Genomic DNA, 1420 nt, shown 5'->3' with positions numbered 1-1420 from the left:
AACACAGTGGACGCGAGCAAATATGGACAAGCCCTCGGCCTATTAGTACCAGTCACCTCCACCGGTTACCCGGCTTCCAGATCTGGCCTATCAACCCAGTCGTCTACTGGGAGCCTTACCCCATCAAGTGGGTGGGAGTCCTCATCTCGAAGCAGGCTTCCCGCTTAGATGCTTTCAGCGGTTATCCCTCCCGAACGTAGCCAACCAGCCATGCCCTTGGCAGAACAACTGGCACACCAGAGGTTCGTCCGTCCCGGTCCTCTCGTACTAGGGACAGCCCTTCTCAAGACTCCTACGCGCACAGCGGATAGGGACCGAACTGTCTCACGACGTTCTAAACCCAGCTCGCGTACCGCTTTAATGGGCGAACAGCCCAACCCTTGGGACCGACTCCAGCCCCAGGATGCGACGAGCCGACATCGAGGTGCCAAACCATCCCGTCGATATGGACTCTTGGGGAAGATCAGCCTGTTATCCCCGGGGTACCTTTTATCCGTTGAGCGACGGCGCTTCCACAAGCCACCGCCGGATCACTAGTCCCGACTTTCGTCCCTGCTCGACCCGTCGGTCTCACAGTCAAGCTCCCTTGTGCACTTACACTCAACACCTGATTACCAACCAGGCTGAGGGAACCTTTGGGCGCCTCCGTTACTCTTTAGGAGGCAACCGCCCCAGTTAAACTACCCATCAGACACTGTCCCTGATCCGGATCACGGACCCAGGTTAGACATCCAGCACGACCAGAGTGGTATTTCAACAGCGACTCCCCCTGAACTGGCGTCCAGAGTTCACAGTCTCCCACCTATCCTACACAAGCCGAACCGAACACCAATATCAAACTGTAGTAAAGGTCCCGGGGTCTTTCCGTCCTGCTGCGCGAAACGAGCATCTTTACTCGTAGTGCAATTTCACCGGGCCTATGGTTGAGACAGTCGAGAAGTCGTTACGCCATTCGTGCAGGTCGGAACTTACCCGACAAGGAATTTCGCTACCTTAGGATGGTTATAGTTACCACCGCCGTTTACTGGCGCTTAAGTTCTCAGCTTCGCAACCCCGAAAGGTCACTAACCGGTCCCCTTAACGTTCCAGCACCGGGCAGGCGTCAGTCCGTATACATCGCCTTACGGCTTCGCACGGACCTGTGTTTTTAGTAAACAGTCGCTTCTCGCTGGTCTCTGCGGCCACCCCCAGCTCAAGGTGTAAAACCCATCACCGGAAATGGCCCCCCTTCTCCCGAAGTTACGGGGGCATTTTGCCGAGTTCCTTAACCATAGTTCACCCGAACGCCTCGGTATTCTCTACCTGACCACCTGAGTCGGTTTAGGGTACGGGCCGCCATGAAACTCGCTAGAGGCTTTTCTCGACAGCATAGGATCATCCACTTCACCACAATCGGCTCGGCATCAGGTCTCACCCTCAA

Annotated in this window: 1 rRNA gene; it reads right to left on the bottom strand. The window is 55.9% G+C overall.

Annotated features, from left to right (window positions below):
- Positions 1-22: 22 nt before the first annotated feature.
- Positions 23-1420, bottom strand: a 23S ribosomal RNA gene (locus tag ABZ842_RS38795); the annotation flags it as partial.

This window comes from Streptomyces sp. NPDC047315, assembly GCF_040643215.1.
Taxonomy (GTDB): domain Bacteria; phylum Actinomycetota; class Actinomycetes; order Streptomycetales; family Streptomycetaceae; genus Streptomyces.
Note: the sequence above shows the minus strand (reverse complement) of the source record. Positions and strands in the feature narration are given on the sequence as shown.